Annotated in this window: 17 protein-coding genes; 12 read left to right on the forward strand and 5 right to left on the reverse strand. The window is 61.9% G+C overall.

All coding sequences use genetic code 11. The features are described 5' to 3' along the window. Window positions 1–129 precede the first annotated feature (129 nt). On the forward strand, window positions 130–618 hold the full coding sequence (locus H0241_RS01600; protein ID WP_181055679.1) for a hypothetical protein: 489 nt from the start codon (window positions 130–132) through the stop codon (window positions 616–618). A 73-nt stretch (window positions 619–691) separates the two neighbouring features. On the opposite strand, the gene H0241_RS01605 is transcribed toward H0241_RS01600, so the two are convergent. Then, window positions 692–1,468, reverse strand: a complete 777-nt coding sequence (locus H0241_RS01605; protein WP_181055680.1) for a VOC family protein — start codon at window positions 1,466–1,468, stop codon at window positions 692–694. 287 nt (window positions 1,469–1,755) lie between these two features. Beyond that, window positions 1,756–2,535 (reverse strand): hypothetical protein, encoded by a 780-nt coding sequence (locus tag H0241_RS01610; RefSeq protein WP_181055681.1) that lies wholly within the window; start codon window positions 2,533–2,535, stop codon window positions 1,756–1,758. Between the two features lie 939 nt (window positions 2,536–3,474). On the opposite strand from H0241_RS01610, the gene H0241_RS01615 reads away from it, so the two are divergent. The 7 genes from H0241_RS01615 (at window position 3,475) to H0241_RS01645 (ending at window position 9,427) form a co-directional block, all read left to right on the forward strand. Beyond that, window positions 3,475–4,182 carry a gamma-glutamylcyclotransferase gene (locus H0241_RS01615; RefSeq protein ID WP_181055682.1) on the forward strand — a complete coding sequence of 236 codons (708 nt, stop codon included), beginning with the start codon at window positions 3,475–3,477 and terminating at the stop codon, window positions 4,180–4,182. A 136-nt stretch (window positions 4,183–4,318) separates the two neighbouring features. After that, on the forward strand, window positions 4,319–5,674 hold the full coding sequence (locus tag H0241_RS01620; protein ID WP_181055683.1) for an NAD(P)-dependent oxidoreductase: 1,356 nt from the start codon (window positions 4,319–4,321) through the stop codon (window positions 5,672–5,674). Between the two features lie 5 nt (window positions 5,675–5,679). Continuing rightward, window positions 5,680–6,522 (forward strand): class I SAM-dependent methyltransferase, encoded by an 843-nt coding sequence (locus tag H0241_RS01625; RefSeq protein WP_181055684.1) that lies wholly within the window; start codon window positions 5,680–5,682, stop codon window positions 6,520–6,522. A 12-nt stretch (window positions 6,523–6,534) separates the two neighbouring features. After that, the gene (gene preA, locus H0241_RS01630) at window positions 6,535–7,848 is read left to right on the forward strand and encodes an NAD-dependent dihydropyrimidine dehydrogenase subunit PreA (RefSeq protein WP_181055685.1); all 1,314 of its coding nucleotides are present in this window, start codon (window positions 6,535–6,537) and stop codon (window positions 7,846–7,848) included. Between the two features lie 109 nt (window positions 7,849–7,957). Continuing rightward, window positions 7,958–8,476 (forward strand): RrF2 family transcriptional regulator, encoded by a 519-nt coding sequence (locus H0241_RS01635; protein ID WP_181055686.1) that lies wholly within the window; start codon window positions 7,958–7,960, stop codon window positions 8,474–8,476. Window positions 8,477–8,505: 29 nt separating this feature from the next. After that, window positions 8,506–8,964 (forward strand): carboxymuconolactone decarboxylase family protein, encoded by a 459-nt coding sequence (locus tag H0241_RS01640; RefSeq protein ID WP_181055687.1) that lies wholly within the window; start codon window positions 8,506–8,508, stop codon window positions 8,962–8,964. An 85-nt stretch (window positions 8,965–9,049) separates the two neighbouring features. Next, window positions 9,050–9,427 (forward strand): DoxX family protein, encoded by a 378-nt coding sequence (locus tag H0241_RS01645; protein WP_181055688.1) that lies wholly within the window; start codon window positions 9,050–9,052, stop codon window positions 9,425–9,427. 3 nt (window positions 9,428–9,430) lie between these two features. Here the strand turns inward: H0241_RS01645 and H0241_RS01650 are convergent, their stop codons facing one another. Beyond that, window positions 9,431–10,150 carry an SDR family oxidoreductase gene (locus H0241_RS01650; protein ID WP_181055689.1) on the reverse strand — a complete coding sequence of 240 codons (720 nt, stop codon included), beginning with the start codon at window positions 10,148–10,150 and terminating at the stop codon, window positions 9,431–9,433. Continuing rightward, complete coding sequence (locus H0241_RS01655) at window positions 10,147–10,986, reverse strand: SDR family oxidoreductase (RefSeq protein ID WP_181055690.1); 840 nt, start codon at window positions 10,984–10,986, stop codon at window positions 10,147–10,149. Before H0241_RS01655 ends, H0241_RS01650 begins: the two co-directional genes overlap by 4 nt. Before the next feature lie 102 nt (window positions 10,987–11,088). Here H0241_RS01655 and H0241_RS01660 point away from each other — a divergent pair, with 102 nt between their 5' ends. Beyond that, on the forward strand, window positions 11,089–11,961 hold the full coding sequence (locus H0241_RS01660) for a helix-turn-helix transcriptional regulator (protein ID WP_181055691.1): 873 nt from the start codon (window positions 11,089–11,091) through the stop codon (window positions 11,959–11,961). 9 nt (window positions 11,962–11,970) lie between these two features. On the opposite strand, the gene H0241_RS01665 is transcribed toward H0241_RS01660, so the two are convergent. Then, on the reverse strand, window positions 11,971–12,600 hold the full coding sequence (locus H0241_RS01665; protein WP_142868293.1) for a TetR family transcriptional regulator C-terminal domain-containing protein: 630 nt from the start codon (window positions 12,598–12,600) through the stop codon (window positions 11,971–11,973). 254 nt (window positions 12,601–12,854) lie between these two features. Here H0241_RS01665 and H0241_RS01670 point away from each other — a divergent pair, with 254 nt between their 5' ends. The 3 genes from H0241_RS01670 to H0241_RS01680 all read left to right on the forward strand — a co-directional run bounded on the left by H0241_RS01670 (window position 12,855) and on the right by H0241_RS01680 (window position 15,940). Further along, window positions 12,855–14,183 (forward strand): aspartate aminotransferase family protein, encoded by a 1,329-nt coding sequence (locus H0241_RS01670; RefSeq protein WP_181055692.1) that lies wholly within the window; start codon window positions 12,855–12,857, stop codon window positions 14,181–14,183. 69 nt (window positions 14,184–14,252) lie between these two features. Further along, the gene (locus H0241_RS01675; protein WP_181055693.1) at window positions 14,253–15,503 is read left to right on the forward strand and encodes a Zn-dependent hydrolase; all 1,251 of its coding nucleotides are present in this window, start codon (window positions 14,253–14,255) and stop codon (window positions 15,501–15,503) included. Next, window positions 15,500–15,940 (forward strand): contact-dependent growth inhibition system immunity protein, encoded by a 441-nt coding sequence (locus H0241_RS01680; RefSeq protein WP_181055694.1) that lies wholly within the window; start codon window positions 15,500–15,502, stop codon window positions 15,938–15,940. Before H0241_RS01675 ends, H0241_RS01680 begins: the two co-directional genes overlap by 4 nt. Window positions 15,941–15,972 lie beyond the last annotated feature (32 nt).

The following is a 15,972-nucleotide window of genomic DNA, read 5'->3' on the forward strand; positions in this document are numbered from 1 at the left end:
TCAACAATCGGTGATTGAAAATTGTTTTCAGTCTGGACTTCGATAGTTGTTCTCGCTATGGTTGCATGCGTATCGCTATGGTTGTATATCTGCGCGTAGACACTCCAAACCAGATGGGTTCCCTTAGCCATGAAAAAAGTCACCATCAGCCTGTTCGCAATCCTTGCGGGCACCAGCGTCGCCATGGCCGCCGACAGCGGCTGCGATGCCTTCAAATGGCCGGTGACACGTGAACAGGAACTATTTCCGGCAGCGCCAGCCGCGCAGTCCGGCGGTGCTGTGACAGTCGGGCAAGCGGTGGATTTCACGCTCGCGGCGGTCGACACGATTAGCTTTGCCGTGCCGCCGGAACGCGCGCCGGCAGCCGGGACATTCGGCGCGACGGCAAACGTCGCCGTGCCTCCGGAGGGCGAGCTCCAGATCAGCCTGTCCGATGAGGCGTGGGTCGACGTCATTCAGAATGGCCAAGCCTCGAAGTCCGTGGCTTTCAGCGGTGTGAAGACCTGTCCCGGCATCCGCAAGAGCGTGCGCTTCAAACTTGCGGCCGGGGCGGCCACGATCCAGCTCAGTGGCGCCAAGAAAGAGAACCTCAAGGTCGCTGTGTTAGCGCCGGAATGACTTTGCGTCCCGGTGCGTTTCTCATCGCACCTGGCAGTGCGATGAGAGCAGTCCGTGACGATGTAATACCGGATCAGCGTCCCGGTGCGATCAGCGCGAAATAGGCGCCTTGCGGATCGGTGAACTGGGCGATCCATTGGCCGGTCGGCACCGGCATCGGACCCATGACGATCTTGCCGCCATTGTCGGTGACACGTTTGGCGGCGGCGTCGATGGCATCGACATTGAAGTAGAACAGCCACACCGGCACCGGCAGCTGCGGCGGCTTGTTCATGATGCCGCCGCCGGATTCAGGGCCGGCCGAGAAGGTCTGGTAGATGCCCATCTCGCCGATGTCCATGCTCCCGGCATCGGTCCAGCCGAACTGGCTTGAGTAGAAGTCGAAGGCCGCCTGCCGGTCCGCTGCATAGAGTTCGTGCCAGCCGACATGGCCAGGCGTCGTTGCCGGAAGGACGGGCTGGTCGGGACCATTGGGCTGCAGGAACATGAAGGCAGCGCCCTGTGGATCGGCGACGACCGAGAAGCGGCCGACGCCGGGAATGTCGTCCGGCTCGCGGTGAACAGCCCCGCCGGCGGCCTTCAGCGCCTTGGTCGAGGCATCCGCGTCCCTGGTGTGGATATAGCCGAGCCATGCCGGCTTCATGCCCATCTTGGCGGCGTCCTCGGGCATGGTCATCAGCCCGCCGACGCCACGCTCGGCGGAGTTCACCACGATGTAGCGCGGCATACCGGGAGCCTTGTCGAAGGGCTCGGCCTTCCAGCCGACGACGGTGGTGTAGAACGCTTCCGCCGCATCGAGGTCGTTGGTCATCAGCTCGTACCAGAAGAAGGGCATTGGGGTTTTCGGCATTTTTTCGGTCTCCTCACCTTCATGCATCGATCGTTGTCCGATCCATCAGAGAACGTTTTCAGCGACGCGAATCCGACAGCGAACCGCAGAAAATTCAACGTGTGGGTGAACACATCGTTCCCCACTTCGCCCCACCCGGCGGCTTGCACGCACGGCGGTTTTCGACTTTCCTTAGGGCGAACGAGGGGTAGTCGTTTCATGCGCCGGATGTCGCTCACGCCTGAGCTTGTTTCACTGTGCCATCGCGCGATGAAAGCAGTTCCGGGTCGATGCTATGGGCAACACCTTTAAGCCTTGCCGCCCATCAGCAGCAAACCAGAATTTTCCACTTGGGATTGACCCGGTGGGAGAATTTCAACCGTATCCTTCGCCTCGTCAAAATGGACAAGGGCGTGCTTGTGTAGGTCCTTCAGGACCGTGTTTCGGAAATAGCTTGGGTTTTTGTAATCTACCCAATGCCTCAACACCGTCCTGTCTACTGGCTTCCCTTCGGCATACAGCAGGATCAACACCTTCTGACTGACCGTCTTGGCAGGTTCGAGTATCCGTCTGGTGTCACCACTCGTCCAGACTATCTGGAAAGTCCGTGCCGTGACGGCCTCGACTAGCGCGTGAGCATCGTCAAGGGCTAGGGTAGACAGTTGGCGGATGAACTCTGCCATGACCCATTTCATGCCTCGCAGAAAGAACTCTGCGTCCATGTGGTTGGGGCTGACCTCTGCGCTAACATGACCAATGGCTCGATTGTTGCGTAACTCGTAGAGCGCAATAAGGATCTTGGGTATCTGGACGCACATACCCCTGCCCTTTGTCTTGTTGTGTTCCTCCAGTAGGTTGCAGCTTTTCGGGAAGTTGTCGGGCTTGTGCGCAGTGTACGGAAACTTACCCGCCACGTGCCCGGCGCAGATGCAGTAGGCAATCTCGCAGAATTTGCCGGCCTTGACGCCGACTGCTTCCCAATCGCCCGCGCGGAACTCGTCCATCGCCTGCTCGAACTCGGCAAGGAGCGGTTCTTTCAGGCCGTCAGGAAGGGCCTTGAGGGCATCGCGGATAGAGGCCGAGCTCACGCTAGTCCCTATCCCAGAAATATGTCCAAGGCCCATTTCCAACCTTGGTTCGTTGAATAGTGCCTTTTTTGAACATGCCATCTAGTGCAGCCGAAACTTGATTGGATTGGTACGTCCAACCCTTTTCTCTAAGCCCGGCAGTGATGGCCGGAAGGCCGCGGTGCTCTTTGAAGAAGCCATCACCCCTTAGTGTGAAGATGCGGTCGCCACATGCCTGTCCCCTCGGCGGTATGACTCCTTTCCTGCGCTTGGCCTTCGCCTTGCCACCATCCCCTGCGGGCGCTACGTCGCCGTTTGCCAGAAGCTCGTCTTCGCCATCCTGGCCAGATGCTAGGCTACGCGGCCGACTACCAAATCCGGCTTGTTCGATCAGCGGCAAGAACTTAGCGAGTGCACCCTCGACAAATTCTCTCTCGCCTTCGATCTCTATTACACCGGGGTGCGTCGATATGAACTCGATTTGCCATGTGTTCGACTCGCTCTTGAGCTTTGGTCGAACAATTGAGGCCGCCGCACCCTTAAATCAAGACAAATGGAACAAAGGCGCGTGCTTACAAGCGTTTACGCACGACTATTTGAGATACGGACGTTCGGCCTATGCGAAAACTTGTCGGGATCAGTTCTGCCCAGGCGGGGTAGATACCGGTAGGCCGGTGGGCATGTAGAACCCTGCTGGTCCGTCCTTGGTTTTGATGCTGAGTCAATTACGCTTGCCGTTCTCAGATACGTTTAGGTAAAGGCCGCCCCGTCGCCATGGCGCGTTCCGGGGGTCAAACTTGCCCTTTCATGCGTGATCCATCCTAGGACGATCTTCGCGACGCAAATCCGACATTGGCCACACAATAATGACGGTGCGTTCACAAGCGTTCCACGGCTTGCGCGCTTTGTGGTTTTCCCCTTTTCTGGCGCCAACGGGGTTTTTGTTCCATGCATCGTCAAATGTCGCTCACGTCCGAGCTCGTCTCACTGTGCCACCGCGAGGAGGCCGATCCCGGGCCTGATGGCAGCTGGACGCAGTTGACCGACGAGGACTTCCGCACCCTTGCCTTACGGCTCTCCGAAGAAGCCGATGCGGGGCCGTTATGGGTGTTCGCCTATGGCTCGTTGATCTGGAAGCCAGCCTTCGAATCCGTCGAGCGACAGCGCGCCACTGCTTTCGGTTGGCATCGCTCGTTTTGCCTCGACATGGTGCGCTGGCGCGGCACCGCAGCGCAGCCGGGGCTGATGATGGCGCTTGAGCGCGGCGGGCGATGCGATGGCGTCATCTACCGCCTGCCGGACGGCGACAAGCCAGAACAGATCGAACGGTTGTTGCGGCGCGAGATCGACGACCATGAAAGTGTCAGCTCGGTCCGGTGGGTTCCGGTGCGCACGGCCCAAGGGGTGGTGCGAGCGCTCGGCTTCTGGGTCGGGGTGACGGGCAGGGGGACGTCGCTTGGGCAGCCGCTGGACATAGTGGCAAAGGTGCTGGCCCGGGCCTGCGGCCATGCCGGCTCAGGTGCGGAGTATCTCTACAACACCGTCAGCCACCTCGAGGAATTCGGCATTCGCGACCGCAATCTATGGCGATTGCAGCAACTGGTCGCCGACGAGATAAGGTCGATCCATGGTGGTGCTGCAAGCTCCGGCCTTTCGCCCGCGACATAGGTCGAAAGCCCATAACATGAGTAAAAAAATCATGTTATTATCAAAGGTTTTCAGAGGCTTGCGCCGAAAATTGACCAATTGATAAAAAAATAAAACGTGCTAGCCTTCCCCAAAACGAAAACATGGGGAACTGACGATGCCAGAAGGCCAGTTCAAGGACGGTATTGCCGGCGGACGGCTCCCGGCCGACCAGTACGCCGAGAATTTTTCCGACCTGCATCCGCCGCTCGACCACCACGAGGCGCTGGTCGAATCCGACCGCTGCTATTTCTGCTATGACGCGCCGTGCATGAACGCGTGCCCGACCTCGATCGACATTCCGCTGTTCATCCGCCAGATCTCGACCGGCAATCCGATCGGCTCCGCCAAGACGATTTTCGACCAGAACATCCTGGGCGGCATGTGCGCCCGCGTCTGCCCGACCGAGACGCTGTGCGAAGAGGTCTGCGTGCGTGAGGTAGCGGAAGGCAAGCCGGTGCAGATCGGCCGCCTGCAGCGCTACGCCACCGATGTCGCCATGGCCGAGCACAAACAGTTTTATCCGCGTGCGGAATCGACCGGAAAATCGGTCGCTGTGGTTGGCGCCGGGCCGGCCGGTCTTGCCGCCGCCCACCGGCTCGCCCGCCACGGCCATGAGGTGACCATTCTCGAAGCCCGCCCGAAGGCCGGCGGCCTCAATGAATATGGCATCGCCGCCTATAAGAGCATCGACAATTTCGCCCAGGCCGAGGTCGACTATGTCACCGCCGTCGGCGGCATCGACATCCAGAACGGCAAGGCGCTCGGCCGCGACTACCAGCTGTCGGACCTGACCAGGAACTACGATGCCGTCTTCCTCGGCATGGGGCTTGGCGGCGTCAATGCGCTGCGCGCCGATGGCGAGGATGCCGACGGCGTCACCAATGCCGTCGAGTTCATCGCCGAACTGCGCCAGGCCAGCGATCTTTCCAGCCTGCCGGTCGGCCGGCGCGTCGTCGTCATCGGCGGCGGCATGACGGCGATCGACGCGGCGGTGCAGTCGAAGCTGCTCGGCGCCGAGGAAGTGACGATCTGCTACCGGCGCGGCCAGGAGCACATGAACGCCTCCGAATTCGAGCAGGATCTGGCCGCCGCCAATGGCGTCACCATCCGTCACTGGCTGCAGCCGAAGCGGGTCATTGCCGAAGGCGGCAAGGTGTCGGGCATCGAGCTCGAATACACCGCCATGAACGGCGACAAGCTCGCTGGCACCGGCGAGCGGCTGACGCTCACCGCCGACCAGGTGTTCAAGGCGATCGGCCAGAGCTTTGTGCCGGCCGCGCTCAACGGCAGTGGTGCTGCGATCGAACTCGAAGCCGGCCGCATCAAGGTCGATGCGGAAGGGCGCACCTCGCTCGCCAATGTCTGGGCCGGTGGCGACTGCATCTTCGGCGGCGACGACCTGACGGTCTCGGCCGTGGCACAAGGCCGCGATGCGGCTGAGAGCATCAACAGGAGTCTGACGCAGGGATAGAGATCATGGCCTCGGTGGAATCGGGCATCGCCCGTCACTACGACGTATCGGATCTGGAGCAGCACATTCTTGCCGTGCTCGCCGATACCGGCGTGGACATTGGCCATCTGCGCGCCGGCGATCTCGAAGCGGTCGACGAGTTCCACATTGGCGGTATCGCCGCCACCAGGGAACTCATCGGCCAGATGGGTTTGAAGCCGGGGGCCAGGCTGCTCGACATTGGTTCCGGCGTGGGTGGTCCAGCCCGCTTTGCCGCCAACAATGCCGGCGCCGATGTCACCGGCATTGATCTGACGCAAAGCTATGTCGACATCGCGACCAGCCTGTCGAAGCGGGTGGGAATGGCCGACAAAGTCCGGTTCGTGCAGGGCAGCGCGCTGGACATGCCGTTCAGCAACAAAAGCTTTGATACGGCCATGATCCTGCATGTCGGCATGAATCTTCCCGACAAGAAAAAGCTGATGAGCGAGGCGGCGCGTGTGCTCAAGCCGCGCGGCGTCTTTGCCGTCTACGATGTGATGCGGCTCAAGGCAGGTGCGCTGACCTATCCGCTGCCATGGGCATCGGATGAGAGCATGTCCTTCGTCGCCACGCCCGACGACTATCGCTCGGCTGCTGCGGCTGCAGGGTTCTCTGTAACCGCCGAGCGCCCACGCGGCGTCTTCGCCATCGAATTTTTCGCCACGATACGCGCCCGGATGGCTGTGGCGCAGACGGAAGGCAAAAAGCCGCCGCCCGGCGTTAATCTCATCATGGGCGAGAACGCCCGCACCAAGATCGCCAATCTCACCGCCGCGCTTGAAGGCGGTATTCTCGCACCCGTCGAACTGCTCCTTCGTCTCGGTTGAAAGGGACCTGTCATGGCTGACATCCGCAACAATTTCGTCGGCATCAAATCGCCCAACCCGTTCTGGCTGGCCTCGGCGCCGCCGACTGACAAGGCCTACAACGTCATCCGCGCCTTCAAGGCGGGCTGGGGCGGCGTTGTCTGGAAAACGCTGGGTGAGGAAGGTCCGCCAGTGGTCAATGTCAACGGTCCGCGCTACGGCGCGATCTGGGGCGCCGACCGGCGCCTGCTCGGCCTCAACAATATCGAGTTGATCACCGACCGCGATTTGCAAGTCAATCTGCGTGAGATCAAGCAGGTCAAGAAGGACTGGCCCGACCGCGCCATCGTCGTCTCGCTGATGGTGCCTTGCGTCGAGGAAAGCTGGAAGGCGATCCTGCCGGTGGTCGAGGAGACCGAGGCCGACGGCATCGAGCTCAATTTCGGTTGCCCGCACGGCATGTCGGAGCGCGGCATGGGGGCGGCGGTCGGCCAGGTGCCGGAATACATCGAAATGGTGGTGCGCTGGTGCAAGCAAAATACTCGCATGCCTGTCATCACCAAGCTGACGCCCAACATCACCGATGTGCGCAAGCCCGCGCGCGCGGCACTCTCCGGCGGCACCGACGCGGTGTCGCTGATCAACACCATCAACTCGATCACCGGCGTCGATCTCGACTCATTCGCACCGCAGCCGACCATCGACGGCAAGGGCTCGCATGGCGGCTATTGCGGTCCGGCGGTGAAGCCGATCGCCATGAACATGGTCGCCGAGATCGCCCGCGACCCCGAGACCCACGGCCTGCCGATCTCCGGCATTGGCGGCATCACCACCTGGCGCGATGCAGCCGAATTCATGGCGCTCGGCGCCGGCAATGTGCAGGTGTGCACGGCTGCCATGACCTACGGCTTCAAGATCGTGCAGGAGATGATCGCCGGCCTGGAAAACTGGATGGACGAGAAGGGTCATGCCTCGCTCGACGATATTGTCGGCCGCGCCACGCCCAACGTCACCGACTGGCAGTACCTCAACCTCAATTACATCGCCAAGGCGCATATCGACCAGGATGCCTGCATCAAATGCGGCCGCTGCCACATCGCCTGCGAGGACACTTCGCACCAGGCGATCACCAGCATGGTCGACGGCGTCAGGCACTTTGAAGTGATCGAGGCCGAATGCGTCGGCTGCAATCTGTGCGTCAATGTCTGCCCGGTGGAAAACTGCATCACCATGGAGCCGCTGGCTGCCGGTGTGATGGACCAGCGCACCGGCAAGCCGGTGTCGCCGGTCTACGCCAACTGGACGACGCACCCGAACAATCCGATGGCCAAGGTCGCCGCGGAGTAGGGGACGGATCGACGAAAAAAGCGGCGCCTTCGGGCGCCGTTTTTCATTTTCCTATTGCAGATAAGATTTATCCACGATATAAAGTATCCATGAATTGGAGATCAACATCATGAAGTTGGGCGAGGGCGTTGAAGCGGCCATCCACTGCGCGGCCACGCTGGCCAGCGTCAAGGGCAACAGCACCATGCCGGGCGCTGCCCTGGCGGAGTCCTTCGGCCTGTCGCCGAGTTATCTCTTGAAGCATCTCAACATGCTGACGGCGGAGCGCATCCTGGAATCGGTGCCGGGGCCGGCGGGCGGCTACCGGCTGGCGAGGCCGGCCGAGCGCATCACGCTGCTCGACATCGTGCTGGCGATCGAAGGGCGTGAGCCTGCTTTCCGCTGCGGCGAGATCCGCCAGCGCGGCCCGGTCAAGATAGATGCTTCGGCCTATGTGAAGCCCTGCGGCATCAATGCTGCAATGCTCAAGGCCGAGCGCGCCTATCGCGCGACTCTCGCGGAAACCCGGTTGTCCGACATCGTGGCTGATTACGAAGCCGAGGGCGATCCGCGATCGTTTGCCGCGAGCTGTGCCTTCATCGCACGCAACCAGCGGCCGCAAAAATCCGCTGCGACCAAGCAGATTTAACCCGCCAGACAGACGTGAAAGGAAAGACGATGAAACAGAGACTGCAATTCTTCGTCAAGGCGCCGGAACTCATGAAGGTGGTGTCGTCGCTCAACAAGGCAGTCGAGGAATGCGGGCTTGAAGTGGCCCTGCTGCATTTGATCAAGCTCAGGGCGTCGCAGATCAATGGCTGCTCCTACTGTGTCGAGATGCACAGCCGCGAGGCGCGGCGCGACGGCGAGACCGAGACACGGCTCTATCTGGTTTCGGCCTGGAAGGAATCGCCACTGTTTTCCGAGCGGGAACGTGCGGCGCTTGCCTGGACCGAGGCGACGACCCTGATCGCCAACAATGGCGTTTCGGACGAACTCTATGCGAACACGCTCGCGCATTTCTCGGAAGAGGAACTGGTCAAGCTGTCGGTTGCGATTGGCATGATCAACACCTGGAACCGGCTTTGCATCCCGTTCCATGCCATTCATCCGATGCCGGCGGCCAAAGCAGCCTGACCGTCCGGTTTAGCAATGGAGCACCGTCCGAGAGGGCGGCGCTCCGACTGCTTTTAGGTGTTGTTTTTTTTAGGGGGAGAGTTTCATGCCTGTCGATTTGCCTTCGAGCCTGTTGTTTCTCGGCCGCCTGTTACTCGGCGGCGCCTTCGTTGTCGCCGGCCTGCGCAACGTCCAGAACGAGGCCTTCCTGACCGGGCTGATGACCGCGCGCGGCGTGCCGCAGGCCAAGCTGGCGCTGTGGGCCGGCATCATCCTGCAGACCATTGCCGGTGCGTTGGTGATGGCTGGCATCTGGACCGCGATCGCCAGCGCGGTGCTGGTGCTGTTTCTCATCGTCGCCACGCCGATGTTCCACAATTTCTGGGACCATCAGGGCCCGGACCGAGCATCGCGCATCAACGGCTTTGTTGGCAACGCCGCGCTCGCCGGTGGCTTTCTGACGCTGATGGCGCCGTCGCTTTGACGGCTAAGCTGCGTATCGCAGGCCGCCATCGCAGGTCAGCACCTGGCCGGTCATGAAGCCGTTGGAGACGAGAAAGGCTATTGCCGACGCGACGTCCTCGGCGTGGCCGATCCTGCCGACGGGGGTCTTGCCTGCATAGTCGGCAAACACCGCCTGCCGCTGGTCGTCGGGCAGAAAATCCCACCATGGCGTGTCGATGACGCCGGGTGCCACGACATTGACGCGCAGCGGTTTCAGCTCAACCGCGAGGATCGGTACGACGGTCAACAGCATGCCGTTGACGGCGGCGATGCCGGCGACGCCGGGCGCGGTCAGCTGCGCCGATACCGCCGATATGAAGGTGACCGATCCTGATTTGTTGAGCGTCGGCAAAGCCGCCTGCAAACAGGACAGCTGCGGCCGCACCTTCTCGTCCACACCGCCGGCGATGTCGGCAAGGTCGAGGGTTTCGAACGGTCCAAGTCCCTTACCGCCGCTGGCGGCCAGAACGAGGTGATCGAAGGGTCCGAGCTGTTTAAAGAACTGGCGTACTTCGTCCGGCTTCGAAGCATCGAAGGCGGCCTTTTCGGCGGCGCCGCCGAGGCTTTTCCAGGCGCCGGTGAGTTTCTCCGGATTGCGTCCGGTGATCGTCACCTTCATGCCCGGGCCAAGCAGTTTGCGCGCCGTCGCCAGGCCGATGCCGGATGAGCCGCCGATGATGACCGTGTGTTCGATCTTGCTCATGAATGCTGTTCCTTCGATTTTGCAGAAGCCAGCCCAACGAGATCGAGGCTGAGAGTTCGCAATTGCTGCCTGGCCTTCGCGTCATAGGCCTGCGCGTCGGCGCGGGATTCCTTCTGGCCATCGAAATAGAGGCCGCTGCGGCCCTCCAGCGCGGGCGATGTCGCGAGGTTGAGGATGGCGTCGGCGCCGGTCTCGACCGAGCTCCACGGCGTCACGCCGGCCTGGCGGACCATGGTGGTGTTCATGTAGCTCGCCGGATGCAGGGCGTTGACGGTGACGCCGCTGCCTTTCAGCTCTCCGGCGAGGTCGATGGTGAACAGGATCTGCGCCAGCTTGCTCTGGCAATAGGCACGCGCGCCGCTGTAGCCATGGGTCAGCATGATATCGCCGAAGTCGATCGCCTGCTGGCCGGCCGAGGCAACATTGACGATGCGCGATGGCGAACTCGCCTTGAGCAGCGGCAGCAGTTCCGACGTCAGCAGGAAACCGGCGAGGTAGTTGACGGCAAAGCGCAGTTCGAAGCCATCGGCGCTGAGCTGTCGCTTGGCGCCGGCGGTGCCGATGCCTGCATTGTTGATCAGGATGTCGAGCCGGTCGGCTTTTGCGCGCACGGCCTCAGCGAGACGGCGCACCTCGGCCAGCGAGGCGAGGTCGGCGGCGAGGAACTCGGCCTTGCCGCCGGCGGCTTCGATTTCGGCGACGGTTGCCTTGCCGCGCGCCGCATCGCGGCCATGCACCAGCACGCGCGCACCGCCGGCGCCAAGCCTTTGCGCGACGACACGGCCGACGCCGTCGGTCGAGCCGGTGATGAGGATTGTCTTGTCTTTCAGATCCATGTCGGGAGCCTCCATATTCGCTCTGGATGACAAGATGGGGCGATCGGCGCGCCGCAAACAGTTCAAACTTTATCCTGGTATCGATACTGCTATACTGAGCCCATGGATGTTCCCGCGCCATCACCCGAAGACAGCCGCCGGCGCGAACTTGGCGCCTTCCTGCGCTCGCGCCGCGAGCGACTTTCGCCGTCGGCCACCGGTATCGCCGCCGGCGCCCGGCGGCGCACGCCCGGGCTGAGGCGCGAGGAGGTGGCGATGATCGCCGGCGTCGGCACGACCTGGTACACTTGGCTGGAACAGGGCAGGGACGTGCGACCTTCCGTGGAGGTGCTGACGGCGCTCTGCGAGGCCTTGCGGCTTGACGCTGCCGAGAAGCGGCATTTGTTTACGCTGGCCGGCCGCCAGCAACCTGAGCGGCGGCGCATCACCCCGGTCAAGGTCGAAGGTCCCCTGCTGCACATGCTGCAGAGCCTGGTCCTGCAGCCGGCCTATATTGTCGGGCCGCGCTGGGATGTGCTGGCCTGGAATGCCGGAGCCGTCGCCATTTTCGGCGATTACGGCCTGCTGGAAGGCGACGCCCGCAATATCATCCATGGTGTGTTCACCGATCCGCACCGGCGCCATTTGCTGGTCGACTGGGAACAGCTGGCACGCGCAACCCTTGCGGCGTTTCGCGCCGAGAGTGCGAAATACACCGGCGATCCGGATTTCGAGCGGCTGATCGCGCTGATGATGCGCTCAAGCCCGGAGTTCCGGGAATGGTGGCCGCAGCGCGACGTGGTGCACCGGCTCTCCGGCAAGAAGTATCTGCGCCATCCGATCGCAGGCGCGATGGCGTTCGAGCATATGAGCCTGTCGATCGATGACGGCTCGGACATGAAGCTGATCGTCTACACGCCGCTGGCCGAACAGAATTCGATCGCCAAGCTGGAAGAACTGCTGAAGGCGCAGCCGCAGGAACTGCGCAGCGCCTGACGCCCAAAGTCAGCCTTTCGGCTTCAGTCCGTCGATAAACAACTGTTCGAGGAAGCGCGCGGCATCCTCGAAGCGGCCGTCGCCGCCGCGGTCGGCGCCGAGCACGGCACGGACCTGGACGTCGAAATCGGCATAGTGCTGCGTCGTCGCCCAGATCGAAAAGATCAGATGCCAGGGATCGGTGCGGGCAATCTTGCCGGCGCGCATCCAGCCCTTGATGACGTTGGCCTTTTCGTCGACCAGCGTTTTCAGTTCGCCTTCCAAAAGCGGCATGATGCGCGGCGCGCCTTGCAAAATCTCGTTGGCGAACAGCCGGCTCTCCCTGGGAAAATCGCGCGCCATTTCGAGCTTGCGCCTGATATAACTCCGGAGCTCGGTCAGGGGATCGCCGATGTCGTCGAGTTCGCGCAGCGGCGCTAGCCAGGTCGCCAGCAGCCGCTCCATCAGCGTCTCGTGAATATCTTCCTTACGGCGGAAGTAATAGAGCAGGTTCGGCTTCGACATCCCTGCGGCTTCGGCGATCTGGTCGATGGTCGAGCCGCGAAAGCCGTTGGTGGAGAAGACTTCGAGGGCTGCTTCCAGGATCAGCTCGCGCTTTTCCTGCTGGATGCGGGTGCGGCGAGGGGCGGAGCCTTCCATGGCGTCGGTCATACGGCCAAGCCTTGGCCGCGCGGGTCATCTGGACCAATTCTCTGGACCAGTTTTTCTCTTACCCGTGGAGCGCACTTCGGAGGCCGCATTTCCGCTAGTAATCCCTTGACCGCCGACAGGGCGGTGCTAACGTTTGTCCAATCGGTCAAAATTTGCGTAGCATGAAAACGCAGCAAAGACCAAGCGTTGGAAAGACCAAGCGTTAGCCGCACCGAAACAGGTTACAAGGGGAAGTCTTGGTCATGTCCAACCGGCTGAAAGTCACGCCGAACGATCTCAGCGCATTCTGGATGCCGTTCACGGCAAACCGGCAGTTCAAACAGGCGCCACGCATGTTCGTGTCCGCCAAGGACATGCATTACACCACCAGCGATGGCCGCAAGGTGCTCGATGGCACTGCGGGTCTCTGGTGCGTCAATGCCGGCCATTGCCGACCGAAGATCACCGAGGCGATCCAGCATCAGGCAGCCGAGCTCGACTATGCGCCTGCCTTCCAGATGGGCCACCCGATCGTGTTCGAACTGGCAAACCGCCTGGTCGACATCGCGCCCAAAGGCATGGACCATGTCTTCTTCACCAATTCCGGGTCGGAATCGGTCGATACGGCGCTGAAGATGGCGATCGCCTATCACCGCGTGAAGGGCGAGGGCGCGCGCACCCGCCTGATCGGCCGCGAGCGCGGCTATCACGGCGTCAATTTCGGCGGCATTTCTGTCGGCGGCATCGTTTCCAACCGCAAGATGTTCGGCACGCTGCTCGGCGGCGTCGACCATATGCCGCATACGCATCTGCCGGAGAAGAACGCTTTCTCCAAGGGCGTGCCAGAATATGGCGCGGAGCTCGCCAACGAGCTGGAGCGTATCGTTACGCTGCATGACGCCTCAACCATCGCCGCGGTCATCGTCGAACCGGTTGCCGGTTCCACCGGCGTTATCCTGCCGCCCAAGGGCTATCTGCAGAAGCTGCGCGAAATCTGCACCAAGCACGGCATCCTGTTGATCTTCGACGAGGTCATCACCGGTTTCGGCCGTCTCGGCGCGCCGTTTGCCGCCGACTATTTCGGCGTCACGCCCGACATCATGACCACCGCCAAAGGTGTTTCCAACGGCGTCATCCCGATGGGCGCGGTGTTCGTGAAGAAGGAAATCCACGACGCCTTCATGACCGGCCCCGAGCACATGATCGAGTTCTTCCACGGCTACACCTATTCGGGCAACCCGATCGCGTGCGCCGCGGCTTTGGGCACGCTCGACACTTACAAGGAAGAGGGCCTGCTGACCCGTGGCGAGGAATTGGCGCCTTATTGGGAAGACGCGCTGCACTCGCTGAAGGGCGAGCCGCATGTCATCGACATCAGGAACATCGGCCTGATCGGCGCGATCGAACTGGCGCCGATCGCCGGCAGCCCGACCAAGCGGGCCTTTTCGGCCTTCGTCAAGGCGTTCGAGCGCGGCGCTCTGATCCGCACCACCGGCGACATCATCGCGCTGTCGCCGCCGCTGATCATCACCAAGGGCCAGATCAACGAACTGGTCGACCATGTGCGTGAAGTGCTGAGGGCGATCGATTAACCTATCCAACCAGTCGGGCGGCGGCGGGAACCGCCGCCCGACTGGTGATATGAAATGAGAGGACTTTGAATGGCCGCACCCGGCGAGAATCTGCGAATCAATTCAGACCGTTTGTGGGATTCCATCATGGAGATGGCGAAGATCGGCCCTGGCATTGCCGGCGGCAACAACCGCCAGACCGTGACCGACGAGGACGGCGAGGGCCGGCATCTGTTCAAGCGTTGGTGCGAGGCGGCCGGGCTCGAAATGGGCCTCGACGAGATGGGTACCATGTTTGCCCGCCGGGAAGGCGCCGATCCCAGCCTGCCGCCAGTCTATGTCGGCAGCCATCTCGATACGCAGCCGACGGGCGGCAAGTATGACGGCGTGCTCGGCGTACTCGGCGGACTGGAGATCATCCGCTCGCTCAACGATCTCGGCATCACCACCAGGCATCCGATCGTCGTCACCAACTGGACCAACGAGGAAGGCTCGCGCTTTGCCCCGGCGATGATGGCGTCCGGCGTGTTCGCCGGCGTGCTGGAGCAGGCGGACGTGTATCAGCACACCGATAAACAGGGAAAAAAATTCGGTGAAGAGTTGGAGCGCATCGGCTGGAAAGGTACGGAGAAGGTCGGCGATCGCAAGATCCACGCCTTCTTCGAACTGCACATCGAGCAGGGGCCGATCCTCGAGGACGAAGGCATCGACATCGGCGTCGTCACCCACGGCCAGGGGCTGAAATGGCTGCAGGTGACGCTCACCGGCAAGGAAGCGCATACCGGCTCGACGCCTATGCCCAAGCGCCGCAATGCCGGGCTCGGCATGGCCCGTGTGATCGAACTGGTGCACGAAATCGCCATGGACTATCAGCCCGACGCCGTCGGCGCGGTGGGCCACATGGAAGTGTTTCCCAACTCGCGCAACATCATCGCCGGCCGCACCGTCTTCACCATCGACATCCGCTCGCCGGAGAAGGAAGTGCTGGACGCGATGGACGGCCGCATCCGCGAAGGCATCGACACGATCTGCGAGGCGCTCGACATCCAGTACAAGGTCGAGCAGGTCGGCGCTTTCGATCCGGTGACCTTCGATGCCGGCTGCGTCAAGGCAATCCGCGACGCCGCCGATCGGCTCGGCTATTCCCACCGCAACCTCGTCTCCGGCGCCGGTCACGACGCCTGCTGGATCAACCGCGTCGCGCCGACCGCGATGGTGATGTGCCCCTGCGTTGACGGGTTGTCACACAACGAGGCCGAGGAAATTTCGAAGGAATGGGCCGGCGCCGGCGCTGACGTGCTGTTCCATGCGGTGGTGGAGACAGCGGGGATCGTGGCGTGAAGCCGCGACGCAATCTCGACGAGGATCGGACGCTCAACGTCCTGTTGGGCTGGAAGGCGGATCCGCCTCCATACCCAACATCTCTTGTCGAACGGGGCAGCATTGCCCTGGCAACGCCGTTGCGGGATCTCACCAAGGAGCAGGTGAGGCTCCTGGTCAGCCAGGGGTTCGGCCTGGAGTACGTGGTTCCGAAAGCAATCTCCATCCTGCTTGAAAACCCGCTGATAGGGGTCACGTTCTACGACGGCGATCTGCTCATAAGCTGTCTCAAGGTTCCGCAGCAATTCTGGATGGAGAACCAGCATCTGTGGGTGGAGCTTGACGGGATCTTGCGGTCGCTTGACCAAACCGTTTCGGACATTGGCAAGCACCGGCCACAATTTGACGCCGCGTGGGAGGCTTGGAACAGTCAGAACGCGAGGTCGACGAAAGCCTAGGCCTGCCAGCGCGAATTTACAGGGGAAACAAG

The sequence above is a fragment of the Mesorhizobium neociceri genome (assembly GCF_013520985.1).
Taxonomy (GTDB): domain Bacteria; phylum Pseudomonadota; class Alphaproteobacteria; order Rhizobiales; family Rhizobiaceae; genus Mesorhizobium; species Mesorhizobium neociceri.

Coding starts and splice junctions, on each gene's coding strand:
- H0241_RS01600 (WP_181055679.1), top strand. CDS start 130: ATGAAAAAAGTCACCATCAGCCTGTTCGCAATCCTTGCGGGCACCAGC.
- H0241_RS01605 (WP_181055680.1), bottom strand. CDS start 1,468: ATGCCGAAAACCCCAATGCCCTTCTTCTGGTACGAGCTGATGACCAAC.
- H0241_RS01615 (WP_181055682.1), top strand. CDS start 3,475: ATGTCGCTCACGTCCGAGCTCGTCTCACTGTGCCACCGCGAGGAGGCC.
- H0241_RS01620 (WP_181055683.1), top strand. CDS start 4,319: ATGCCAGAAGGCCAGTTCAAGGACGGTATTGCCGGCGGACGGCTCCCG.
- H0241_RS01625 (WP_181055684.1), top strand. CDS start 5,680: ATGGCCTCGGTGGAATCGGGCATCGCCCGTCACTACGACGTATCGGAT.
- preA (WP_181055685.1), top strand. CDS start 6,535: ATGGCTGACATCCGCAACAATTTCGTCGGCATCAAATCGCCCAACCCG.
- H0241_RS01635 (WP_181055686.1), top strand. CDS start 7,958: ATGAAGTTGGGCGAGGGCGTTGAAGCGGCCATCCACTGCGCGGCCACG.
- H0241_RS01640 (WP_181055687.1), top strand. CDS start 8,506: ATGAAACAGAGACTGCAATTCTTCGTCAAGGCGCCGGAACTCATGAAG.
- H0241_RS01645 (WP_181055688.1), top strand. CDS start 9,050: ATGCCTGTCGATTTGCCTTCGAGCCTGTTGTTTCTCGGCCGCCTGTTA.
- H0241_RS01650 (WP_181055689.1), bottom strand. CDS start 10,150: ATGAGCAAGATCGAACACACGGTCATCATCGGCGGCTCATCCGGCATC.
- H0241_RS01655 (WP_181055690.1), bottom strand. CDS start 10,986: ATGGATCTGAAAGACAAGACAATCCTCATCACCGGCTCGACCGACGGC.
- H0241_RS01660 (WP_181055691.1), top strand. CDS start 11,089: ATGGATGTTCCCGCGCCATCACCCGAAGACAGCCGCCGGCGCGAACTT.
- H0241_RS01665 (WP_142868293.1), bottom strand. CDS start 12,600: ATGGAAGGCTCCGCCCCTCGCCGCACCCGCATCCAGCAGGAAAAGCGC.
- H0241_RS01670 (WP_181055692.1), top strand. CDS start 12,855: ATGTCCAACCGGCTGAAAGTCACGCCGAACGATCTCAGCGCATTCTGG.
- H0241_RS01675 (WP_181055693.1), top strand. CDS start 14,253: ATGGCCGCACCCGGCGAGAATCTGCGAATCAATTCAGACCGTTTGTGG.